The sequence below is a fragment of the Caulobacter sp. 17J65-9 genome (assembly GCF_010975005.1).
GTDB lineage: Bacteria > Pseudomonadota > Alphaproteobacteria > Caulobacterales > Caulobacteraceae > 17J80-11.
Genome location: NZ_JAAIVC010000003.1, coordinates 16,371 through 34,274 on the forward strand (window position 1 = coordinate 16,371; position 17,904 = coordinate 34,274).

Below are 17,904 nucleotides of genomic sequence, written 5' to 3' on the forward strand. Positions count from 1 at the left end.
CCTTGACCCCCGCCGCCCGCCTCGCCGCCGCCGCCGAAGTCCTCGACCAGATCGCCCGCTCGCGCGCGCCTGCGGAAGGGGCGCTGAAAGCCTGGGGCCAGACCCACCGGTTCGCCGGTTCCAAGGACCGCCGCGCCATCGCCGACCGGGTCTATCGCTGCATCCGCGCCAAGGCGCGGCTCAGCTGGGCGATGGGGGCGAGCAACGGCCGCGCGCTTGTGATCGGCTCGCTGGCCCTGATCGACGGCACGCCGCTGGAGGAGATCGACGCCCTCTACACCGGCGAAGGCTACGCCCCCGCGGCCCTGACTGCGGAGGAGCGCGCCCGCCTCGAAGCCCGGCCGGGCGAACCCCCGGCCTGGGTGGCCGCGGGCCTGCCCGCCTTCGCCGCCGACAGTTTCCGCGAGGTCTACGGCGACGCCTGGGCCGACGAGGCCGAGGCCCTGATGCGCCCGCGCGCGCCGATCGACCTGCGGGTCAACGGCGAGCGCGCCACGGTCGAAGCCGTGAAGGCCGAGCTGGAAGGCGAGGGGCTAGCCCCCGAGCGCACGCCGTATTCGGCCTGGGGCCTGCGCCTGACCGCCGAACCGCCGCCGAACGTCCAGAAGCTGGAGGCCTTCCAGGCCGGCCGCATCGAGATCCAGGACGAAGGCAGCCAACTGGCCGCCTGGCTGGCCGACGCGCATCCGGGCTGGACCGTGGTCGACTACTGCGCCGGCGGCGGCGGCAAGACCCTGGCCCTGGCCCAATCGATGTCCGACAGCGGCGGGCTTATCGCCTGCGACGTCGAGCAGAAGCGGCTGGACAACATCCGCCCCCGCCTGTCCCGCGCCGGCGTCACCGCCGAGCTGCGCAAGCTGGGCCTCGAGGGCGGCGGCATGGCCGACCTGGAGAACTCCGCGGAGCTGGTGCTGGCCGACGCCCCGTGCTCGGGCTCCGGCACCTGGCGCCGTCGCCCGGAGGACGCCTGGCGGCTGACCGAGGAAGAGGTCGAGCGCCTGCACGCCCTGCAGGTCGTCATCCTGGGCCGCGCGGCCAAGCTGGTGCGCCCCGGCGGGCGGCTGGCCTACGTCACCTGCTCCATGCTCAAGCGCGAGAACGAGGACAGCTGCGAGGCCTTCGAGGCGGCGCACCCGAACTTCCGCCCCGTCTCCATCGAGACGGCCCTGAACACCCCGAACCTGACCGACGCCGCCCGGGCTCGGCTTGCCTCGCTGGCGAACGGGAGCCATAGGCTCCGGCTCTCCCCGCGCGCGACCGGCACCGACGGCTTTTTCATCGCGCTATACGAAAGGACCGCATGACCGCCCTCGATCCCGCCCGACTACACGAGCGCGTCCTGATCATCGATTTCGGCTCGCAGGTCACCCAGCTGATCGCGCGCCGCGTCCGCGAAAGCGGCGTCTATTGCGAGATCCATCCGTTCGACAAGGCGGAGGCGATCCTCGACGAGTACCAGCCGAAGGCTGTCATCCTGTCCGGCGGCCCCTCCAGCGTCACCGAGGAGGAGAGCCCGCGCATCGGCAAGAAGGTGTTCGAGCTGGGCGTGCCGGTCCTGGCCGTCTGCTACGGCGAGCAGCTGATGTGCGACCTGCTGGGCGGCAAGGTCGAGTCCGGCCACCACCGTGAGTTCGGCCGGGCCGAGGTCGTCATCGCCAAGGAAAGCCCGCTGTTCGCCGGCATCGGCGCGGTCGACCATCGCGAGCCGGTGTGGATGAGCCACGGCGACCGGGTCACCGCCATCCCCGAGGGCTTCGAGGTGATCGCCACCTCGACCGGCGCGCCGTTCGCGGCCATCGCCGACGAGAAGCGCAAGTTCTACGGCGTGCAGTTCCACCCGGAGGTGGTCCACACCCCGCGCGGCGCGCAGATCTACCGCAACTTCACCCACGGCATCGCCGGGCTGAAGGGCGACTGGACGATGGCGTCCTACAAGCAGGAGATGATCGCCAAGATCCGCGACCAGGTCGGCTCCAGCCGGGTGATCTGCGGCCTGTCGGGCGGCGTGGACTCCTCGGTCGCCGCCGTGCTGATCCACGAGGCCATCGGCGACCAGCTGACCTGCGTCTATGTCGACACCGGCCTGATGCGGAAGGGCGAGAGCGACCAGGTCGTGAACCTGTTCCGCCACCACTACAACATCCCGCTGGTGCACGTTGACGCCTCTGCGGACTTCCTGGGCGCCCTGGCCGGCGTCTCGGATCCCGAGACCAAGCGCAAGACCATCGGCAAGCTGTTCATCGACGTGTTCGACCGCGAGGCGGCCAAGATCGAGGGCGCCGAGTTCCTGGCCCAGGGCACCCTGTACCCGGACGTGGTCGAGAGCGTCTCGGCCCGCGGCGGCCCCTCGGCCGTGATCAAGAGCCACCACAACGTGGGCGGCCTGCCGGACTTCATGAAGCTGAAGCTGGTCGAGCCGCTGCGCGAGCTGTTCAAGGACGAGGTCCGGGCGCTGGGCCGTGAACTGGGCCTGGACGAGGCCTTCGTCGGCCGTCACCCGTTCCCCGGCCCGGGCCTGGCCATCCGCATCCCCGGCGACATCACGCCGGAGAAGGTCGCCGTCCTGCAGGAAGCCGACGCCATCTACCTCGAAGAGATCCGCAAGGCCGGCCTCTACGACAAGATCTGGCAGGCCTTCGCCGTGCTGCTGCCGGTGAAGACCGTCGGCGTCATGGGCGACGCGCGCACCTACGAGAACGTCCTGGCGCTGCGCGCGGTGACCTCCACCGACGGCATGACCGCCGACTTCTTCGAGTTCCCGTGGGACGTGCTGGGCAAGACCGCCACGCGCATCATCAACGAGGTCCGCGGCGTGAACCGCGTGGTCTACGACGTCACCTCGAAGCCCCCCGGGACCATCGAGTGGGAGTGATCCTGGCGCGCTGAGGCGCGTTCAAGCCGAACTGTCGGAAGCCGTCACGCTCGAAGCGTGGCGGCTTTCTTCTTGGCTGCGGTTCGCCCGAGCGTGAGGCCCCGCCGCGCGCGCTCCGAAGCGCTCGGTTTGCAGGGGCCCGACGCAAGCCTTACCGTCCTCGCGCGCAGTCCGGGGGGCGTCGGTGGCGTGGAAGTCTGATTACGAGAGCAGGCGCACCTGGGAGCCGGACGAGCGCCTCGAACTGAGCGTCGTCGAGCAGATGCGCAGTGCGACGACGTATCGGATCACCCGCAAGGGGCTCAGCTACATCGGCTTTCTCGCCGCCCAGACCGGCGTGCGGACGCTGTCGCCGCTGGAGCGGCTGCTCAACCCGGGGGTCCGGGAGCACGTCACCTGGCGCGTGGCGTCCTGCAGCGGCGACCTGCCCAGGGAACAGCTGCACAAGACCGTCGCTGAGGCGCTGAGGGCCCATCAGGTCAGCCACGGCGCCTCGAACGTCCAGGCGGGCAAGAATGTCCGCGCCCTCGTGACGGTGACGTTCGGCTCGCACCAAAGGAAGCCCTGAGCGGACCCGCTCTGCGCACCGTGACGCCACGGCGAGCCACCACCTTTGATTTCAGCTCACAGATGATGTGGCGTGTCGGCCGGTTATCACGGCCCCGGACGCGGCCTAGATCGGGGCCCTGTCGAATTCAGCTCGCGAACCGTTCGGCCCGCGTGTCGGTCGTAAGGAACGGATCGTACCGGCGCCGGCGCTCGACACCTCCCCACGGCGCAAGCCGCCTGAAGACCAAGGACTGAACTCATGGACAGCGTGAACGCGCATGGCGCGGAAATTCCGGCGCTCGGCTTCGGGGTGTTCCGCATGTCGGACGCCGAGGTCGAGAAGGTGGTCCCCGCAGCGCTCGAGGCGGGCTTCCGCCACTTCGACACCGCGCAGATCTACAAGAACGAGGCGGCGCTCGGTCGTGCGCTCGCGGTCGCCGGCGCGCGCCGGGAAGACCTGTTCCTCACCACCAAGGTCTGGGTGGACAACTACAGCGAGGACAGGTTCGCGGCTTCGGTCGACCAGAGCCTCGACAGGCTCCAGGTCGATCAGGTCGATCTTCTGCTGCTGCACTGGCCGGGCGACAAGGTCGCGATCACGGACCAGATCGCGATGCTGAACACGGTCCAGGCCGCGGGCAAGACGCGCTTCATCGGGGTCAGCAACCAGAACATCGCCCAGATGGCTCAGTCGGTCGCCCTCAGCGCGGCGCCGATCGTCACCAATCAGATCGAGGTGCATCCCTACCTCGATCAGCGGGCCGTGGCGGCCGCCGCCAAGGCCGCCGGAGTCGCGATCACCGCCTATTACGGCATGGCCGACGGCGCGGTCCCGCGCGACCCGGTGCTCCAGATGATCGGGGCCGCCCACGGCAAGAGCGCCGCCCAGGTCGCGCTGCGCTGGCTGGTCCAGCAGGGCTTCGTCGCCCTGTCCAAGACCGCGAAGCCCGAGCGTGTGGCCGAGAACTTCGCAATCTTCGACTTCGCGCTGACCGACGAGGAAATGGCGGCGATCGGACGGCTGGCGCGGCCCGACGGCCGGCTGGTGAACCCGTCCGGCCTCGCCCCGGCCTGGGACTGAGGCGCGCCGGCGGACCCTGACGTAAGCGACGCCGCCGCGCCCGCGCCTCTGGCGGCCGTCGCGGCGTCCGGCTAAGCAGCGGCGAGTTCCGAGGACCCGCATGACTGTCACCATCTACGGCATCAAGGCCTGCGACACGATGAAGAAGGCCCGCACCTGGCTTGAGAGCCGGGGCGTCGACGCCGCCTTCCACGACTACAAGGTCGTCGGCATCGACCGGCCGCGCCTGGAAAGCTGGGTGAAATCGGTGGGTTGGGAGGTGCTGCTGAACCGCTCCGGGACCACCTTCCGCAAGCTGCCGGACGCCGACCGCGCCGACCTGACGCAAGCGAAGGCGATCGACCTGATGCTGGCCCAGCCGTCGATGATCAAGCGCCCGGTGCTGGACGTGGACGGGACCCTGCTGGTCGGCTTCAAGCCGGACGTCTACGAAAAGACCCTAGGCTGAGGCGGGGCGGGGGGACATGGCGGCGCTCGACGGAAATGAAACGGCGCGGCCGTTCCTGCCGGCCAGGGACTTCGCGGTCAGCCGCGCCTTCTACGAGGCGCTCGGGTTCGAAAAGCTGTTCGACGGCGAGATCGCCATCTTCAGCGTCGGGCGCAGCGAATTCATCCTGCAGAACTACTACGTCGAGGCCTGGGCCTCGAACTTCATGATGCAGCTGCTGGTCGACGACCTGGACGGCTGGTGGGCGCACATCGAAGCGCTGGACCTGCCGGCCGCCTTCGGCGTGGCCGCGCCGCGCGCGCCGGCCATGCAGCCCTGGGGGATGCGCGTCGCCTACGTGTTCGATCCCGCCGGCGTGCTCTGGCACGTCGCCGAACGCCGGGCCGACTGACTTTAGCCGCCGGCGGCGTCGAGGATCAGCCGGGTGATCTCGTCCGGATGCGAGATCAGCGACAGGTGGCCCGCGTCGACCTCGATGGTCGTGGCCCCCATGCGCTGAGCCATGAACCGCTCGAGGCCCGGGTCGATCGTCCGATCCTGCTTGGACACCGCATAGAAGCTGGGCTTCGAGCGCCAGGCGGCCACGGTGGTGCGGCCGTCCAGCAGCGCCTTGTGAAATGGCTGCTGCACCGCATAGAGCACCTTGGCCCGGACGTCCGGCAGGCCGTTGGCGAAGTCGCGCAGGAAGGCGACCTCGCTCAGCCGGCCTTCGTCGCCGTCGTAGACGATTCCGGCCGTGGCCGGCGGAGTCGGATACTGCGCGGCCAGCGCCGCGTAGTTCTCGTTCGCGTCGGGCGCGCGGGCCGCCACATAGACCAGGGCCGAGACGTTCGGCTGCACGCCGGCCTGGGTGACGATGATGCCCGCGAAGGAATGCCCGACCAGCACGGTCGGCCCGTCCTGGCGCGCCAGCACCCGCTCGGCCGAGGCGACGGCGTCGGGCAGGGTGGTCAGCGGGTTCTGCACCGAGGTGACGTTCAGCCCCTTCGCTTGCAGGCGGACGATCACGTCGGACCAGCAGGAGCCGTCGGCGAACAGGCCGTGCACGCAGACGACGTTGCGCGCCTTCACCGGAGCGGCCCGGACGAACCCCGCCGGCGCGACGGCGGTCGCCACGCCCGTGGCGAGGACTGAACGACGGTCGATCATGCCGCCGCTCACACCGGCGGCGCGGCGCCGTGCTGCTCGGCGGCCATGTAGGCGGCGTACCAGGAGGGCCAGTCCTCGTCCCGGTGTCCCAGCCGCTTCTCGTGCGCGCCGTGGGCTGTCTCGGCGCGCTTCATCGCGGCGGCGAGGTCCGACGCGTCGGCGAAGCTGGTCGCCTCCGCCTCGATGCGACCAGGCAGGCGGGAGGTGACCTCCTGCAGCAGCCAGACATTGCCGTCCGGGTCCTTGAAGCTCACGAACGACAGATAGCTGCGCCGCTGCGGGTCCGGGCCGCTGGCCCGCGCGGCCGGGTCGAAGGGATTGTAGCCGCCGCCGGCGTCGTGAAAGACCTCGCTGACCTTGATCCCCCTGGCGGCGAGCTCCGCCCGCGCCGCCTCGACGTTCTCGACCACCAGGTGGTTGAACTGGGCCGAGCCGGGCGGGGCCGGGCTGGCGCGCGTCCCGAAGATGATCGAGCCGGGCGAGCCCGGCGGCGTGAACTGCAACAGCCGGCGGTCCTCCGCGCGGAAGTCCGCGTCCTTGCGCCAGCCGAGGCTCTCATAGAACTGCGCCGCGCGGTCCACGTCGGAGACAGGGATGACGAGGACCTCGAGCTTCATCTCGACCTTGTGCGCGGCTGCCATGCTTCGCTCCTTCGCGACCCGGCGGACAACACCCGGGCCGGGCGAGAAGACGCAGCGCCGCCGTCAGGTCCGCGTCATCCACGCCGCCGCCGCGTCCAGCAGCTCGGCCAGCACGTCGGCGTCCTTGCGGCCGCTCTTGGCGGGCACGTGGAAGCTGTGGTCGGCGCCCTCGGCCAGGACCAGGCCGGCGCGCTCGCCCAGCCCCCCGACCACCGGGCGCAGCAGGTCCAGCCCGGCCAGGGCGTCGTTAGTCCCCTGCAGGAACAGCATGGGCACGGCGACATCGGCCAGATGGTCGGCGCGGTCGGTCCCGGGCTTGCCGGCCGGGTGCAGCGGGAAGGCGAAGAACACCAGGCCGCGGACGCCGGGCAGGGGGCTTTGCGCCTGCGCCTGGGAGGTCATCCGCCCGCCGAACGAGCGGCCGCCGGCGAACAGCGGCAGGCCCGCAGACAGCCGGTCGGCCTCGGCGACCGCGGCGCGCACGGCCGCGTGCGCCACGGCCGGAGAGTCGGGCCGCTTGGAGCCCTTCTCCATGTAGGGGAACTGGTAGCGCAGCACGGCCACGCCGCGACCGGCCAGGCCGTCGGCCGTCGCGGCCATGGCCTTGTGGGTCATGCCGGCGCCCGCGCCATGGGCCAGCACCAGGCAGGCTTTCGCCCCGGCCGGCGCCTGCCACAGGCCCGACACGGGCTCGGCGCCCTCGATCGCGATGGTCACGCTCTGTGCGGTCGTCGTCATGCCGCGCACCATAGCGCCAGATTTTCCGAAGTGGGCCGCATCCGATCAGGGCCGCGGCGGCGACTAAGCTTCAGAAGGGCGGACGGACCGCCGACGGGGCTTCGGGGCGCATGATGGAACTGTGGTGGGTGCCGGCGGTGGCCGGCGGGGCGATGGCGATCGGCGCCTGGAGCCTGTGGCTCGAGCACAAGCGCAAGGACAAGGCGCTGGACGTCCTCAAGGACGCCGTCGCGCAGGGCCGCGACCTGCCGCCGGTGGTGATCGAACAGCTGGCCCGCATCGGCGGCGGGACCTCGCCCGCGGGCTACGGGCATGGCGACCCGTCCAACCAGTTCGGCGCCTGGCAGAACGTGATCATGTTCCTGTTCATGGCCGCAGCCTTCGGCGCCGCCAGCTGGTGGGGCGGCGGCCCCGGCACGCCGGTCGGCCTGGCCTTCGCCAGCGTCTCGGCCGCCATGGGGGTGAGCGGCCTGGGCTCCCTGCTGGCCGCGCTCACGCGCAAGCGCCGGTGAGGCGTCGAGCTTCGCCGGCCCTCCGGGAATCGGCGAAGCTCGACCCGAACGAACGCGAACCGACGTGGACGAGACCCAGCTCATCGCCGCGGCCCGAGCCGGCTCAGCGGAGGCCTTCGCCGCCCTGGTGCGCCGTCACCAGCAGGCGGTGCGCGGCTTCCTGCGCCGCGCTGGCGGCGACGTCGCCGAGGCCGACGACCTGGCGCAGGAGGCCTTCATCGCCGCCTGGAGCCGGATCGGCGCCTTCCACGGCCGCGCCAGCCTGCGCTCGTGGCTGTGCGCCATAGCCTGGCGAAAGCTGCAGACCGCCCGCCGGGGCGCGCAGCGGACCCGCGCGCGGGAACGTCACGTCGCCCAGCTCGAACCGTCGACGACGCGGCTTGACCCGGCCAGCGACGCCCGGCTCGATCTGGAAATCGCCCTGGCCGGGCTGGAGCCCGAACAGCGCGCCGCGCTGGCCCTGTGCCTCGGCGCGGACTTCTCGCATGCGGAGGCCGCCCATGCGCTGGGCCTGCCGCTGGGCACGGTGAAGTCGCATGTGGCGCGCGGACGCGCGCGCCTCGCACAAGCCTTGGGAGCCGACCATGCGGCCGAGTGAAGACGAGCTGAGGGCGGCGCTTCTGGCCGACGCGCCCGATCGCGACGAGGCGTTCGTGGCGGCCGTCACCTCGCGGCTACCGCAGGGCCGCACGGTGCTGAACTGGAGCGCGTGGCTGCGGCGCGCCGTCCTGCTGGTCGCCCTGGCGACCCTGGCCCCGCTCGCCGCCGAAGCCGCCGCAGCGCTCGGCCGGGCCGTCGACGCGACCATGGTCGCGGTCTGCCTGACCCTGGTCCTGTCCTCGTGGATGGCCGCAGGCGCGGTGGCCCGGACGCTGCGGCGCTGAGCGTCAGGACGCTCCCCACTCGGCCTTCTCGACCCGCCAGTTGGTCGGCTGCTCGGCTTCCTCGGCGCAGCCCAGCGGGACCTGCTGGGCCGGCGGCACCGTCACGGCCTGGGCGGCGCTCTGGTCGGAGCGGATGGTCGCGACGATGGAGCGGACCTTGTCGCGGTTCAGCAGCATCACGGCGCGCGCGCCCTTGCCGGGCAGGTTGCAGCCGCGGTCGGGCGCGTCGATGTCGTAGACCACCAGCGACGCCTTGGCGTCCGAACCGGACGGCGGGGCGGGGGCCTTGCACACCGCCTCGGTCGCGCACGGGCCGTAGTCGCGCACCCTGCCGTCGTCGCAGGTCACTTCCTTGAACTGCGGCTCGCCGGCGACCACCCAGCAGGCGGTGCACCAGACCTCGCCGGCGCGCCGGTTGTTCGCGCAGTTGCGCCCCTTGGCCGCCTCGCCCTGCACATAGCCGCGGTGCACGCCTTGCGTGACCTGGGCCGGCGGCGCGCAACCGAACAGCAGGGCGATGGCCGACAGGACGGCGAGGGCTTTCATGGGCGATCGACCCGGCTGCTTGCGGCGCTTCCAAGCGCGGCGATCCAACCGCGAGCGCGCGGGCATGGTTGCGCCGCACGGGGCGCCACGCCGGGCCGCGCCGCGATCCCACCGAAAATCTGCCTAGGCGAAACGGAACAGTCCGGCTTGACCGTGGTTGTGGTGGCGCTTGTCCCGAGAGTGAGGCGGCAAGGCGCGTCTGTGGCGTCGCTCTGGTCAATCACTGTCGGAGGTGGGGGATGCTTCCCAACCAAACGGGCGCGCTGCGCCCGGCCCTGTTGTGCGGCCTGGCGACGGCCGCGCTGATCGCGGCGAGCCCGTTCGCCGCCCATGCCCAGGATCGCGAGTTCGAAGCCTACGGCTTCGCCGACCTGGACTACATCCAGGACTTCCGGCGGGTCGATCCCGACTGGGAGGCCACGCTGAGGGCCTCGAAGATCCCGACCTCACCCGGCCTGTTCGGCGGCGACGGCAAGTCGGTCGTCAGCGTCCGCCAGACCCGCTTCGGGGTGAAGGGCGGGCAGGAGGACGTCGACGGCCTGCCGATGAACTTCAAGTTCGAGTTCGACTTCTTCGGCGTCGGCGCGGACGCCGGACAGACGACCATCCGCCTGCGGCACGCCTACGGCGAATGGGGCCACCTGCTGGCCGGCCAGACCAACAGCCTGTTCATGGACGGGGACATCTTCCCCAACGTGATCGACTACTGGGGGCCCGGCGGCATGGTGTTCCTGCGCAACCCGCAGGTGCGCTGGACCTTCGTCGACGACGGGACCTACAGGTTCGCCGTCGCGGCCGAACAGCCGAACAACGACATCGACTCCGGCCGCATCCGCGAGATCGACCCCGACCTCGGCAGCAACATCCAGGCGCACGACAACGTCCCCGACCTGACGGCCCAGTTCCGCTACACCGGAAACGAATGGGGCTACGTCCAGCTGGCCGGGATCCTGCGCAATCTCGGCTTCGAGACCCTGGGCACGGTCGACAACCGGCCGAAGGGCAACGAACTCGGCTGGGGCCTCGACCTGACCTCCAACATCATGATCGGCCACAAGGACAAGATCCTGGCCGGCGTGGTCTACGGCCAGGGCATCGCCAGCTACATGAACGACGGCGGCGTCGACCTGGCGCCGGAGGGCGTGCCCGGCGACCTGAGCGCCGAGGCGGTCAAGCTGCTCGGCCTGTCGTTCTACTACGACCACTACTGGAACGACCGCTGGTCGACCTCCTTCGGCTGGAGCCAGACCAAGGTCGACAACACCGACTTCCAGGCCCCGGAAGCCTTCCAGACCGGCCAGTACGCCTCGATCAACCTGCTGTTCACGCCGGCTCCGGACCTGCTGTTCGGCGGCGAATTCCTGTGGGGCCAGCGCGAGGACAACGACGACACCTCGGCCGAGGACTACCGGATCCAGCTCACCGCCAAATACAGCTTCTCCAGCGGGAACATCCTCTGATGGACATGAACCGTCGCCGCCTCGCCCTGGGACTGGGCGGGATCACAATGGCCGGCGCGGCCGCCGCCGCAGCGCCCGCCGGGGCCATGCCGTTCTTCAAGAAGGAGGAGGCCGGCGTCGCCGCCGGCGCCGCCGAAAAGGCGGTCAAGGCCGCCTTCGAGAAGTATCGCGGCCTGCAGGAAGGCAAGAACGCCGACTACATCCCGGCGTTGGCCAAGGTGCCGTCCAGCCTGTTCGGCATCGCGCTCGTGACGCCCGGCGGCCAGCAGGCCACCGCCGGCGACATCGACAGCCCGTTCTCGATCCAGTCGATCTCCAAGGTCTTCACCATGATCCTGGTGATGCAGGAGTCCGGCCCGCAGAAGATCGAGGAGACCGTCGGCGTCGACGCCACTGGCCGGGTGTTCAACTCGATCGAGGCGATCGAGCAGTACAAGGGCAAGGAGATGAACCCCCTGGTCAATCCGGGGGCCATCGCCACGGTCGGCAACGTCAAGGGCGCCAGCGCCGACGAGGTCTGGAAGAAGATCCTGGCCATCCACAGCGCCTTCGCCGGGCGCCAGCTGGAGGTGAACCAGGAGGTCTACAAGTCGGAGTCCGACACCAACCAGCGCAACCGGGCCATCAGCGCCCTGATGAGCGCCTACGAACGCTTCCCCGGCGATCCGGCCCAGGCGGTCGACCTCTACACCCGCCAGTGCTCGATCAACGTCACCGCCAAGGATCTCGGCGTCATGGCCGCGACCATGGCCAACGGCGGCAAGAACCCGGTCAGCAAGCAGCAGATCGTCGAGCCGAAGCTGATCGCCCACGCGCTGGCGGTGATGGCGACGGCCGGCCTCTACGACGACAGCGGCAAGTGGCTGTTCCACACCGGCCTGCCGGCCAAGAGCGGCGTCGGCGGCGGCCTGATGGCGGTGTCGCCGGGCAAGTTCGGTGTCGGCACCTTCTCGCCGCCGCTGGATGAAGCCGGCAACAGCGTCCGCGGCCAGCGCGCGATCACCGACATCTCCACCGCGCTGAACGGCAATCCGTACTTGGTGCGCCCGGTCTGACGGCCGGGCCTTCGCTTCACCGACGGGGGTAGTGATGTCGCTTCGGTTCACCGCCGGACGGGCGGGGTGGCTTGCGCTCGTCCTGGGCGCCAGCGCGCTCGCCAGCCCGGCCTTCGCCCAGGACGTGACCTTGTCCGCCGACGAGGTCGCGGCCCTGCGCGCCGAACTCAGCGCGCTGAAGGCCGAGGAGGCCGACCGCGCCCGGCGCATCGATCAGCTGGAGCACAAGCTCGACGCCGTCCTGGGCGCCGCGCCCTCGACGGTGGCGGCCGTCCCGCCGCCGTCCGGGCCTGCGGCGTCGCGCACCGGGATCAGACCGGTCCCCACGCCGTCAGCCCCCGCCGAGATCGCCGTGACCGCGCCGGCGCCGGCCGTATTCGCTTCGGCCCCGATCGGCCGTGATCCGGGCGCGTCCGTCGACGAGACGTACTCGGCCGATGCGGCGGCCCCGGCGCTCGTCCTGGCCCGCCAGGAGGAGCCGGTCGAGGCGGAGGACTTCGAGGAAGAGCACCGCCATCTGCCCGCCTACGAGCCCGGCAAGGGGTTCCTGTTCGTCGACGGGAAGGATGGCGAGCTGGGCATGGGCATGTTCAGCTACGCCCGCTACATCAACCAGAACGGCCTGAACCCGACCTATGTCGACGCCTTCGGCCGCACCAAGTCGGTCGAACGGAACCAGAGCCTCCAGTTCCAGAAGATCAGCATGAACCTGAAGGGTTGGCTGTTCGACCCGAAGTTCCGCTACTACTACTTCTTCTGGACCGCGAACCCGAACATGGGCGAGGGGGCGCAGGTCGTCCTGGGCGGCTACTTCCAGTACCGGTTCGATCCGGCGTTCATCGTCACGGCCGGCGTCATGCCGGTGCCGACCACCCGCAGCACCAACTACACCTTCCCGAACTGGCTGCGGAACGACAACCGGGTGATGGCCGACGAGTTCTTCCGCGGCTCGTACTCCACCGGCATCGACGCGCAGGGCGAGATCTTGCCCAAGCTGCACTACCGCGTCGCCCTGACCAACAACCTGGCCCAGCTGGGCATCAGCGCCGCCCAGCTGAACAACGGCCTCGACACCGTCTCGGGCGCGGTCTGGTGGATGCCCACGACCGGCGAGTTCGGCCCGTCGAACGGCTTCGGCGACTACGAGGAGCACGAGAAGCTGGCGACCCTGTTCGGGGCCCACTTCACCTCGAGCACCGAGACCGCCCAGGAGCAGCCGGGCGTCAACACCATCGAGAACAGCCAGATCCGCCTGTCGGACGGCACGCTGCTGTTCAGCCCGAACGCCTTCAACACCAGCGGCAGCATCACCCAGGCCGACTACCGCATGGCCGCGGTCAACGCCGGCATGAAGTACCGGGGCCTCTATCTGGAGGGCGAGTACTACTGGCGGTGGGTCGACGACTTCGTGGTGACCGGCGGGACCGTGCCGGTCGACGACCTCTACGACCACGGCTACACCCTGCGCGGCTCGGTGATGTTCGTGCCCAAGCGCCTGCAGGGCTACGTCACCGGCTCGCACATCTTCGGCCAGTACGGCGACCCGTCGGAGATCGCGCTGGGGGTCAACTGGTATCCGTTCCAGCGGAAGGAAGTGCGCCTGAACGCCCAGGCCCTGCGGCTGGACCATTCGCCGATCGGCAGCAACGTGCTGGTCGCCCAGGTCGGCGGCGACGGCTGGGTGTTCAACACCGACCTGATCGTCCAGTTCTGACGGCGACGGTGGGGAAGGCCCCATGACGTCGTCCGCGCAACGCCTCGCAGTCGCTGCCGCCGGCCTGGCGCTGACGGCCGTCGCGGGCCGGGCCGAAGCCCAGGCGACGGCCCCGGCCGACCCGGCGCGCATCGAACGCGAGCTCGACGAGATCAACGCCATGCGCCGCGACCTCGCCCGCCAGATGCAGGCGCTGGACGCCCGGGTCGAGGCGCTGGAGACGGAGCTTCACGGCCCGGTCGCGACCGCGGACGCCGGGGCCGGCCCACCGACCACGATCGTCGAAGCGCCGCCGGAGCACGCCCAGGAATTCCCCGCCCTGCCGGTCCCGGTCTCGCCGACCCAGACCGCAGAGGTGGGCGGGATCTACGAGCCGGGCAGGGGCGTGGTGCTGATGCGCCGGCCGCAGGGCGAGCTGGTGTTCAGTCCCTTCACCTACGCCCGCTACATCAATCAGACGGCGCTGGCGCCGGACTACACCGACGCCTTCGGGCGCACCACGCAGCTGCACCTGCGCGAGGACGTGCAGCTGCAGAAGGTGACGCTGAACTTCCTCGGCTGGATCGCCGATCCGCGGCTGCGCTACCAGCTCTACGTCTGGACCTCCAACACCAGCCAGGGGCTGGGCGCCCAGGTGGTGGTGGGCGGCAATCTGGGCTGGCGGTTCAACGAGCATTTCAGCCTGGCCGCCGGCATCGACAGCCTGCCGACCACCCGCTCGACCAACCAGACCTTCCCGTACTGGCTGCGCAACGACAACCGCACCATCGCCGACGAGTACTTCCGCGGCTCCTACACCAGCGGGATCTGGGCCTGGGGCGAGATCACCGACAAGCTCTATTACCGGGTGATGGCCGGCGACAACCTGAGCCAGCTGGGCGTCGACGCCGGCCAGTTGGCGGCGGGGCTCAACACCGTCTCAGGCGCGCTTTGGTGGATGCCGACCACCGGCGAATACGGTCTGCGCAGCGGCTTCGGCGACTGGGAAGGCCACGACAAGGCGGCGACCCTGTTCGGGGTGAACTTCACCCGCAGCCGCGAGGACGCCGAGGAGCAGCCGGGCCAGAACGCCTTCGAGAACGTGCAGCTGCGCATTTCCGACGGCACCCGCATCTTCCAGCCCGGCGCCTTCGCCACCGACGGCCAGATCCGCCGCGCCACCTATGAGATGCTGGCGATGAACGGCGGCGTGAAATACCGCGGCTTCTCGCTGGACGGGGAGTACTACTGGCGCTGGCTGGACGACTTCAAAACCGTCGGCGACATCCCGTTCGATCGCTTCTTCGACCACGGCTTCCAGCTGCAGGCCTCGGCCATGCCGGTGCACCAGACGGTCCAGCTCTACGCCTCAGGCTCGAAGATCTTCGGCGAGTTCGGCGACCCCAGCGACCTGGCCCTCGGGCTCAACTGGTGGCCGCTGTCGCGTCAGGAGCTGAAGCTGAACGGCCAGGCCATCTGGCTCGACCGGTCGCCGGTCGGGAACAACGCCCTGCCTTATCCGGTCGGTGGCGACGGTTGGACGTTCACGACCGACGCGGTGCTGAAATTCTGAGGCGCCGCCCGGCGGAGGAGGCGGTGCGATGTCTCGGCTTTTCAGCGCGGCGGCCGCGGCCGCCCTGATCGCTCTGGCCGCCAATGCGGCTAAGGCCCAGGACTCCCCGAACACGGTCGCGGCCGTGCCGCCCAAGGGCAAGACCTGCCTGTTCAACGACTCCCACTTCCACCTGACCAACTACATCCAGGAGGGCCCGCCGGCCCGCGACGTGCTGAAGATCATGGACGGCCGGGTGTGCCGCTCGGCCCTGTTCGGCATTCCGCTGCAGCAGCAGTGGTCCTACCGCGTGACCGCGGGGCGGGCGCCCAAGTACTACATGGATACCGACGCCCACCTCTACTACTACTCCTTCACCGACGCCGACATCGCCGTGCGCTACCTGGCGCTGAGCCCGGAGGAGCGGGCCCGGTTCGATCCGATGATCACCGGCTTCAATCCGACCGACATGTACGCCGCCGATCAGATCAAGCGCGTGCTGAAGACCTACCCGGGCGTGTTCGTGGGCATCGGCGAGTTCTCGATCCACAAGGAGTTCGTCTCGTCCAAGGTGGCCGGCGACGTGGCCAGCCTGCTGGACCCGGCGCTCGACCGTCTGCTCGATTTCGCCGGCGAGGTCGGCCTGCTGACCATCATGCACAACGACATCATCATGCCGTACTCGAAGGCCGAGTACTCGCCGATCTACTTCCAGCAGCTCACCGACGCGCTGCGCAAACACCCGAAGACGACCATCATCTGGGCGCACATGGGCCTGGGCCGGGTGGTGCAGCCGCCGGCCGAATTCCGGGCCTTCATCGAGTCGATCCTGAACGACCCGGAGATGAGCCACGTCTACTTCGACCTCTCGTGGGACGAGGTCGCGAAGTACGTGATCAAGGACGAGCAGACCGTGAAGGTGGCCGCCGAGGTCATCAACGCGCACCCCGACCGGTTCCTGTTCGGCACCGACGTGGTCGCGCCCCGGGACGCCGAGCACTATTTCGCGGTCTACCAGATGTACCAGCCGCTCTGGGACGCCCTGACCCCCGACGCGCGCGAGAAGGTGCTGAAGGGCAACTATGTGCGCCTGTTCGACAGCGCCCGCACCAAGGTGCGCGCCTGGGAGAAGGCCAACCTGACCGCGCCCTGACGGGATCACGCCGCCGGCAGCCGGATTCCCTGGAGCACGCCGAACAGGAAGGTGAGGGCGGCGGCGACGGTCAGAAGGGTCCGCAGCCGCGGCCGGCGGAAGGTCTGCGCCATGCCGGTCAGGAAGAGCACGAGCGCGAAGATCACCCCGTTCTGCACGTAAGCCTCCGACATGAAGGTGGCTTCGCGCGCCCGCGCCGCCATCTGGTCGGCCTTGCGGTCCAGCTCGACGACGCGAACGGCCTGCGCCAGACGGTAGGCCCGCAGGTCGAACGGCGTGTCCGGAACTCCGGGCGTGCGGCGATCGCGAGCCGCCTTCCAGAGCTGGAAGGTCTGGCGGAATTCCGGGCGGAACTGGCCCTCGTAGATCAGCGCCGCCCTGGCGTCGCCGCGCCCGTCGGCCTCCAGCCAGCGCACGAACATCTGGAAGTCCAGCGACTGCTGGATCATGGCCTTGATCTCGGCGCGGTTGGCCTGGGTGCGCAGGCCGCCCACCTCGGCGGTGCTGCGGGTCTGCACCGTGCTCCACCGCGTCGCCTGGTAGCTGCTCCAGGACCCGGCCAGACTCGCCAGCGACATCAGCACCAGGGCGGCGATCTCCAGCGACTTCCACTCGCGGCGTTCGGCGGGGCTATCGGCCATCGGTGCTGCGGCTCCCGTTCGTGCAACCCGCAGCGTCGCGGCCCGGTTGCCCGAGACTTCCGCCGGAGGAGGCCGGGATGCACTTCCTGAACACCGCGCCGCTCTGGCTGATCGGCTTGCTGCTGGTGGTGGTCATGATCGCCGCCGAGGAGATCGGCTTCCGCTGCCGGATGCTCGCCCAGCGTGGAGGCAAGGAAGGAAAGGGCGAGGAGCGGGTCGGCAATCTCGTCGGCGCGGCGCTGGCCCTGCTGGGCCTCCTGTTCGCCTTCACCTTCGCCATGGCGCAGGACCGCTACGACCAGCGGCGGCGGTTGGTCATGCAGGAAGCCAACGCCGTGTCGACCAGCTACCTGCGCTACCAGGCCTTCGAGGAACCGGAACGCACCCGGCTCAGCCGCCTGATGCGGGACTACGCCCAGCTCCGCAGCCAGGCGTTCGACGCCCAGCGGGAACGGGAGAAGCTCAACACCCTGGTCGCCCGGACCGCAGCCTACCAGGCGCAGATCTGGGACGCCGTCCTCGCCGGCCTGGCCCGACAGCCCGCCCTGATCGAGCCGGTGATGGACAGCACGAACACCATGTTCGAGATCACCGCCATGCGCCGGGCGATGGTCGACGCGCGCATCCCGTCCTCGATCCTGATCGGCCTGCTCAGCTTCGCCGTCCTGACGGCCTTCTTCACCGGCTACGGTCTGGAGCTGGAGCGGCGCCACCGCGCGCCCACGGCCGTGCTGTTCCTGCTGTTCGCCTTCGTCTTCCTGCTGATCCTCGACCTGGACCGCTCCTACAGCGGCCCGATCCGGGTCAGCCAGGCGTCCATGGTCCGCGCCGCCGAGACCATCGCGGCGCTGGAAGCGGCCAAGCTCCGCCCTCCGTCGCCCTGACCTCCGCGACCGGTTGACGCTGGGGAAACTAGCTTAGCGGCGTGCC

At 70.1% G+C, this 17,904-nt stretch carries 20 protein-coding genes; 15 read left to right on the plus strand and 5 right to left on the minus strand.

Annotated elements, in window-relative coordinates; genetic code table 11:
* Positions 1 to 2: 2 nt before the first annotated feature.
* From G3573_RS01115 to G3573_RS01140, 6 genes are all read left to right on the plus strand, one after another.
* Complete coding sequence (locus G3573_RS01115) at positions 3 to 1,304, plus strand: RsmB/NOP family class I SAM-dependent RNA methyltransferase (protein ID WP_163259008.1); 1,302 nt, start codon at positions 3 to 5, stop codon at positions 1,302 to 1,304.
* Positions 1,301 to 2,872: a glutamine-hydrolyzing GMP synthase gene (gene guaA, locus G3573_RS01120; RefSeq protein ID WP_163259009.1), complete on the plus strand. Its 1,572-nt coding sequence runs from the start codon at positions 1,301 to 1,303 to the stop codon at positions 2,870 to 2,872. Before G3573_RS01115 ends, guaA begins: the two co-directional genes overlap by 4 nt.
* Positions 2,873 to 3,056: 184 nt before the next feature.
* Complete coding sequence (locus G3573_RS01125) at positions 3,057 to 3,440, plus strand: hypothetical protein (protein ID WP_163259010.1); 384 nt, start codon at positions 3,057 to 3,059, stop codon at positions 3,438 to 3,440.
* Positions 3,441 to 3,680: 240 nt separating this feature from the next.
* Entirely contained in the window at positions 3,681 to 4,502 is an 822-nt protein-coding gene (locus G3573_RS01130) for an aldo/keto reductase (RefSeq protein ID WP_163259011.1), read from the plus strand.
* Positions 4,503 to 4,602: 100 nt separating this feature from the next.
* Positions 4,603 to 4,950, plus strand: coding sequence for an ArsC family reductase (locus G3573_RS01135; protein ID WP_163259012.1), 348 nt, complete (start codon positions 4,603 to 4,605; stop codon positions 4,948 to 4,950).
* 16 nt (positions 4,951 to 4,966) lie between these two features.
* Entirely contained in the window at positions 4,967 to 5,341 is a 375-nt protein-coding gene (locus G3573_RS01140; protein WP_163259013.1) for a VOC family protein, read from the plus strand.
* 2 nt (positions 5,342 to 5,343) lie between these two features.
* Here G3573_RS01140 and G3573_RS01145 read toward each other — a convergent pair whose 3' ends face one another.
* From G3573_RS01145 to G3573_RS01155, 3 genes are all read right to left on the minus strand, one after another.
* The gene (locus tag G3573_RS01145; RefSeq protein WP_163259014.1) at positions 5,344 to 6,099 is read right to left on the minus strand and encodes an alpha/beta hydrolase; all 756 of its coding nucleotides are present in this window, start codon (positions 6,097 to 6,099) and stop codon (positions 5,344 to 5,346) included.
* A gap of 8 nt (positions 6,100 to 6,107) precedes the next feature.
* Positions 6,108 to 6,740 (minus strand): VOC family protein, encoded by a 633-nt coding sequence (locus G3573_RS01150; protein ID WP_163259015.1) that lies wholly within the window; start codon positions 6,738 to 6,740, stop codon positions 6,108 to 6,110.
* A 63-nt stretch (positions 6,741 to 6,803) separates the two neighbouring features.
* On the minus strand, positions 6,804 to 7,478 hold the full coding sequence (locus tag G3573_RS01155; protein ID WP_163259016.1) for an alpha/beta family hydrolase: 675 nt from the start codon (positions 7,476 to 7,478) through the stop codon (positions 6,804 to 6,806).
* A gap of 113 nt (positions 7,479 to 7,591) precedes the next feature.
* Here G3573_RS01155 and G3573_RS01160 point away from each other — a divergent pair, with 113 nt between their 5' ends.
* The 3 genes from G3573_RS01160 to G3573_RS01170 all read left to right on the plus strand — a co-directional run bounded on the left by G3573_RS01160 (position 7,592) and on the right by G3573_RS01170 (position 8,874).
* Positions 7,592 to 7,990, plus strand: a complete 399-nt coding sequence (locus G3573_RS01160) for a hypothetical protein (protein ID WP_163259017.1) — start codon at positions 7,592 to 7,594, stop codon at positions 7,988 to 7,990.
* 64 nt (positions 7,991 to 8,054) lie between these two features.
* Positions 8,055 to 8,588: an RNA polymerase sigma factor gene (locus tag G3573_RS01165; RefSeq protein WP_163259018.1), complete on the plus strand. Its 534-nt coding sequence runs from the start codon at positions 8,055 to 8,057 to the stop codon at positions 8,586 to 8,588.
* A complete protein-coding gene (locus tag G3573_RS01170) occupies positions 8,575 to 8,874 on the plus strand; it encodes a hypothetical protein (protein ID WP_163259019.1) in 300 nt (99 codons plus the stop codon). Before G3573_RS01165 ends, G3573_RS01170 begins: the two co-directional genes overlap by 14 nt.
* 3 nt (positions 8,875 to 8,877) lie before the next feature.
* On the opposite strand, the gene G3573_RS01175 is transcribed toward G3573_RS01170, so the two are convergent.
* Positions 8,878 to 9,420, minus strand: coding sequence for a hypothetical protein (locus G3573_RS01175; protein ID WP_163259020.1), 543 nt, complete (start codon positions 9,418 to 9,420; stop codon positions 8,878 to 8,880).
* 239 nt (positions 9,421 to 9,659) lie between these two features.
* On the opposite strand from G3573_RS01175, the gene G3573_RS01180 reads away from it, so the two are divergent.
* The 5 genes from G3573_RS01180 to G3573_RS01200 are packed head-to-tail and all read left to right on the plus strand — an operon-like array spanning position 9,660 to position 16,333.
* The gene (locus G3573_RS01180) at positions 9,660 to 10,880 is read left to right on the plus strand and encodes a DcaP family trimeric outer membrane transporter (RefSeq protein WP_205597991.1); all 1,221 of its coding nucleotides are present in this window, start codon (positions 9,660 to 9,662) and stop codon (positions 10,878 to 10,880) included.
* Positions 10,880 to 11,935, plus strand: coding sequence for a glutaminase A (gene glsA / locus G3573_RS01185; RefSeq protein ID WP_205597992.1), 1,056 nt, complete (start codon positions 10,880 to 10,882; stop codon positions 11,933 to 11,935). The genes G3573_RS01180 and glsA overlap by 1 nt, the downstream gene beginning before the upstream one ends.
* Before the next feature lie 34 nt (positions 11,936 to 11,969).
* On the plus strand, positions 11,970 to 13,649 hold the full coding sequence (locus G3573_RS01190) for a hypothetical protein (protein ID WP_205597993.1): 1,680 nt from the start codon (positions 11,970 to 11,972) through the stop codon (positions 13,647 to 13,649).
* Between the two features lie 22 nt (positions 13,650 to 13,671).
* Positions 13,672 to 15,201 (plus strand): hypothetical protein, encoded by a 1,530-nt coding sequence (locus G3573_RS01195; RefSeq protein WP_205597994.1) that lies wholly within the window; start codon positions 13,672 to 13,674, stop codon positions 15,199 to 15,201.
* A 28-nt stretch (positions 15,202 to 15,229) separates the two neighbouring features.
* Positions 15,230 to 16,333, plus strand: a complete 1,104-nt coding sequence (locus G3573_RS01200) for an amidohydrolase family protein (RefSeq protein ID WP_163259021.1) — start codon at positions 15,230 to 15,232, stop codon at positions 16,331 to 16,333.
* A 5-nt stretch (positions 16,334 to 16,338) separates the two neighbouring features.
* Here the strand turns inward: G3573_RS01200 and G3573_RS01205 are convergent, their stop codons facing one another.
* Positions 16,339 to 16,974: a hypothetical protein gene (locus G3573_RS01205; RefSeq protein ID WP_163259022.1), complete on the minus strand. Its 636-nt coding sequence runs from the start codon at positions 16,972 to 16,974 to the stop codon at positions 16,339 to 16,341.
* 77 nt (positions 16,975 to 17,051) lie between these two features.
* Between G3573_RS01205 and G3573_RS01210 the strand changes: the two genes are divergently transcribed.
* Positions 17,052 to 17,858, plus strand: coding sequence for a hypothetical protein (locus G3573_RS01210; RefSeq protein ID WP_163259023.1), 807 nt, complete (start codon positions 17,052 to 17,054; stop codon positions 17,856 to 17,858).
* The last annotated feature ends 46 nt before the right edge of the window (positions 17,859 to 17,904 follow it).

What these genes read in the sequence shown, in the direction of transcription:
- guaA (WP_163259009.1), top strand. Translation starts at nt 1,301, where the DNA reads ATGACCGCCCTCGATCCCGCCCGACTACACGAGCGCGTCCTGATCATC.
- G3573_RS01130 (WP_163259011.1), top strand. Translation starts at nt 3,681, where the DNA reads ATGGACAGCGTGAACGCGCATGGCGCGGAAATTCCGGCGCTCGGCTTC.
- G3573_RS01135 (WP_163259012.1), top strand. Translation starts at nt 4,603, where the DNA reads ATGACTGTCACCATCTACGGCATCAAGGCCTGCGACACGATGAAGAAG.
- G3573_RS01140 (WP_163259013.1), top strand. Translation starts at nt 4,967, where the DNA reads ATGGCGGCGCTCGACGGAAATGAAACGGCGCGGCCGTTCCTGCCGGCC.
- G3573_RS01145 (WP_163259014.1), bottom strand. Translation starts at nt 6,099, where the DNA reads ATGATCGACCGTCGTTCAGTCCTCGCCACGGGCGTGGCGACCGCCGTC.
- G3573_RS01150 (WP_163259015.1), bottom strand. Translation starts at nt 6,740, where the DNA reads ATGGCAGCCGCGCACAAGGTCGAGATGAAGCTCGAGGTCCTCGTCATC.
- G3573_RS01155 (WP_163259016.1), bottom strand. Translation starts at nt 7,478, where the DNA reads ATGACGACGACCGCACAGAGCGTGACCATCGCGATCGAGGGCGCCGAG.
- G3573_RS01160 (WP_163259017.1), top strand. Translation starts at nt 7,592, where the DNA reads ATGGAACTGTGGTGGGTGCCGGCGGTGGCCGGCGGGGCGATGGCGATC.
- G3573_RS01170 (WP_163259019.1), top strand. Translation starts at nt 8,575, where the DNA reads ATGCGGCCGAGTGAAGACGAGCTGAGGGCGGCGCTTCTGGCCGACGCG.
- G3573_RS01175 (WP_163259020.1), bottom strand. Translation starts at nt 9,420, where the DNA reads ATGAAAGCCCTCGCCGTCCTGTCGGCCATCGCCCTGCTGTTCGGTTGC.
- G3573_RS01180 (WP_205597991.1), top strand. Translation starts at nt 9,660, where the DNA reads ATGCTTCCCAACCAAACGGGCGCGCTGCGCCCGGCCCTGTTGTGCGGC.
- glsA (WP_205597992.1), top strand. Translation starts at nt 10,880, where the DNA reads ATGGACATGAACCGTCGCCGCCTCGCCCTGGGACTGGGCGGGATCACA.
- G3573_RS01190 (WP_205597993.1), top strand. Translation starts at nt 11,970, where the DNA reads ATGTCGCTTCGGTTCACCGCCGGACGGGCGGGGTGGCTTGCGCTCGTC.
- G3573_RS01195 (WP_205597994.1), top strand. Translation starts at nt 13,672, where the DNA reads ATGACGTCGTCCGCGCAACGCCTCGCAGTCGCTGCCGCCGGCCTGGCG.
- G3573_RS01200 (WP_163259021.1), top strand. Translation starts at nt 15,230, where the DNA reads ATGTCTCGGCTTTTCAGCGCGGCGGCCGCGGCCGCCCTGATCGCTCTG.
- G3573_RS01205 (WP_163259022.1), bottom strand. Translation starts at nt 16,974, where the DNA reads ATGGCCGATAGCCCCGCCGAACGCCGCGAGTGGAAGTCGCTGGAGATC.
- G3573_RS01210 (WP_163259023.1), top strand. Translation starts at nt 17,052, where the DNA reads ATGCACTTCCTGAACACCGCGCCGCTCTGGCTGATCGGCTTGCTGCTG.